Annotated in this window: 3 protein-coding genes; 2 read left to right on the top strand and 1 reads right to left on the bottom strand. The window is 48.9% G+C overall.

Annotated elements, in window-relative coordinates; translation table 11 throughout:
- The first annotated feature begins 138 nt into the window (after positions 1-138).
- Together ACTHUT_RS16825 and ACTHUT_RS16830 are read left to right on the top strand one after the other, a co-directional pair.
- On the top strand, positions 139-528 hold the full coding sequence (locus tag ACTHUT_RS16825; protein WP_250590205.1) for a RidA family protein: 390 nt from the start codon (positions 139-141) through the stop codon (positions 526-528).
- Positions 529-598: 70 nt separating this feature from the next.
- Positions 599-1429: a symmetrical bis(5'-nucleosyl)-tetraphosphatase gene (locus tag ACTHUT_RS16830; protein WP_070749634.1), complete on the top strand. Its 831-nt coding sequence runs from the start codon at positions 599-601 to the stop codon at positions 1427-1429.
- A 54-nt stretch (positions 1430-1483) separates the two neighbouring features.
- On the opposite strand, the gene ACTHUT_RS16835 is transcribed toward ACTHUT_RS16830, so the two are convergent.
- Positions 1484-2857 carry an FAD-binding oxidoreductase gene (locus tag ACTHUT_RS16835; RefSeq protein WP_250600072.1) on the bottom strand — a complete coding sequence of 458 codons (1374 nt, stop codon included), beginning with the start codon at positions 2855-2857 and terminating at the stop codon, positions 1484-1486.
- Positions 2858-3002: the final 145 nt, after the last annotated feature.

Here is a 3002-nt window from a genome sequence, read left to right on the forward strand (position 1 = left end):
GGATTGTAGGTTTAAAATCGGGGAAGGACAAGACGGGCTAAACGCATTAATTGAATGCTTTTATTGAAACGTATTTCTGTTGAAAGTAAAATTCAAAGCTTCCACCTGATTCTGACATTTTTACTTGAGGAGAATATCATGTCTAAAACCATTATCTATACCGACAAAGCCCCTGCCGCGATTGGTGCATACAGCCAAGCAGTCCGTGCAGGCGATACGGTTTATATGAGCGGTCAGATTCCTTTGGATCCGGCTACGATGACTGTGGTCGGCGATGGCGACTTCCGCGCCGAAGCAGTGCAAGTATTTAAAAACCTGCAAGCCGTAGCAGAAGCGGCAGGCGGTTCTTTGAACGATATCGTCAAACTCAATGCTTATTTGACTGATTTGGCCAACTTTGCCGTATTCAATGAAGTGATGGCTGAATTTATCGAACAACCTTTCCCTGCGCGTGCTGCGGTGGGCGTGGCCAGCCTGCCTAAAGGTGTTCAGGTTGAAGCAGAGGCAGTATTGGTTTTAAATGCATAATTGATGTTTTCAGACGGCCTGGGCTGGGCTTGAGGCCGTCTGAAAATAATAACAATGGAAAACAATAATAATGGCACATTACGCAATCGGAGACATTCAAGGCTGTTTTGACGAGCTGACTTTGTTGCTTGCCAAAATCGGCTTTAATCATGGTACGGACACCCTTTGGCTGGTTGGTGATATTGTCAATCGCGGCCCGAAGTCCTTGGAAACCCTGAAATTTGCCAAAGAGCATGACAGCAGTGTGCAAATGGTTTTGGGCAATCATGATTTACATCTTTTGGCAGTCGGTTGCGGTGAAGGAACGCTTAAGCGCAGTGATACGGTTGAGCCGATTTTGACCCATCCCGATAGTTATGCCATGCTTGACTGGCTGCGTCATCAGCCGCTGTTGGTGCGCGGTGACAGACATGTGATGGTGCATGCCGGTATCTTGCCGCAATGGTCGGTTGATAAAGCCGAAAGCCTTGCCCGTGAAGCTGAGGATGAATTGCAAGGTAAAAAATACAGGAAATTTTTTGGCAAAATGTACGGCAACAAGCCGACCGAGTGGACGGACGATTTGACAGGCTATGAGCGCCTACGCATGATTATCAACGTCTTTACCCGTATGCGTGCGCTGACGTATAAAGGCGAGTTGGATTACGAATATAAATCCACTCTGAAAAAAATGCCGCTTTACCTGCGCCCTTGGTTTAAAGCGCCCGATAGGCAGAATTTGGATTATATTACCGTGTTCGGACATTGGTCGTCATTGGGCTACGTTAATACCGATCAGGTTATCGCTTTGGATACCGGCGCGTTGTGGGGCGGAGAGCTGACAGCGGTCAATTTGGATACCAATGAAGTGATACAGGTACCGTCGTTGGGCGGATTGGATTGGAAAACGGCATTGAAATAGTGTGGATAAGATAAAAGGCCGTCTGAAATGTTTCAGACGGCCTTTTTGTATTGGTTAATCCAAAGAAGGCAGGAGTTTGTCCGGATTCATAATGCCATAAGGGTCAAGCTGATTTTTGATGGCATGCATCAGCATGAGTTCGGCCTGCGTACGCACACGGGGCAGCCAATGTTTTTTGATGATGCCTACGCCGTGTTCTGCGGCAATCGTGCCGTGGCAGGCAAGGATGTTTTCATAAACAATGGTATTGACGGCGTCTTCGTATTGGTAGGCTTCGTTGCTCAATACGTTGGGCAGGAATGTATTGTAATGCAGGCTGCCGTCGCCTAAATGTCCGAAACAGACAATTTGTATGCCGGGAAAACGGGTTTCCAAGGCAGGGGCGCATTGGCGGACAAAGGCGGCCACTTGGGCGATAGGGATGGCGATGTCGTGTTTGATGCTGGTGCCGAGTTTGCGTTGGGAAGCGGAAATATTTTCACGCAAGGTCCATAAGTCGGATCGCTCTTGTTCGGATTGCGCCAAGATGCTGTTTTCCCATCCGTTTTGATAGAGAAATTCGGCAAGCTTTTCATCCAGTCCGGCATCGGGAACGGAGTCTGCAAGTTCAATCAAAATATGCCATTCTGCGTCGGCAGGCTTTTTAAGTTGGCTGAATTCCGAAGATAAATCAAGGGCAAAGCGGCTGATCAGCTCGAAGCTGGTCAAGCGCTCGGCAAAATGGCCTTGCACCTCAGTCAAAAGCGAGACGGCGGATTCAATATCGTCTAAACCTACCCATGCGGTCGCTTTGGTTTTGGGCTGGGCAAAGAGTTTGAGTGTGGCGGCGGTAATGATGCCCAATGTTCCTTCGCTGCCGATAAAAAGATGGCGCAAGTCGTAGCCGGTCGTGTTTTTGTGCAGGGGCTGAAGGTGGGAAACCAGTTCGCCGTTTGGTAAAACGACTTCCAAACCCAATACCAAATCGCGCATGCTGCCATAACGCAAGACATTCAAACCGCCGGCATTACAGGCGATATTGCCGCCGATTTGGCAAGAGCCTTCGCTGGCAAGGCTGAGTGGAAACAGTCGTCCCGCTTCGGTTGCCACATTTTGAGCATTCTGCAAAATCACGCCTGCTTCAACCGTCATGCTGTTGTCGGCAAGGTTGATATCGCGGATGCGGTTGAGCTTGGAGAGATTGAGCAGTACGCCTTCGGTGGTTACCGTTGCGCCGCATAATCCGGTATTGCCGCCTTGCGGGGTTACGCGGATACGGTTTTCAAAACAGAAACGCATGATTTTCTGCACGCTCTCGACAGAGTTCGGCTGTAAGACAATATCCGGCGAAGAAACAAAACGACGGCGTTGGTCGTTTAACAAGGCCGGAGTAGCTTCAATGATTTCAGAGGCGGAAAGAAACTCAGCAAAACGGTCGTGAAGGTGCATGGCAGTCAGGCGGAAAAGTCGGGAAGGGGTGTGTGAGGAATGTAAAAAAGCAGGATACGCAATGGTATCCTGCTTTTCTTATATTCAAAAGAATATTATTTAGCAGCTTCAGAAGCAGCAGAAGCAGCGGCTTCAGTAGCAGAAG

The organism is Neisseria sp. P0022.S010, assembly GCF_051956635.1.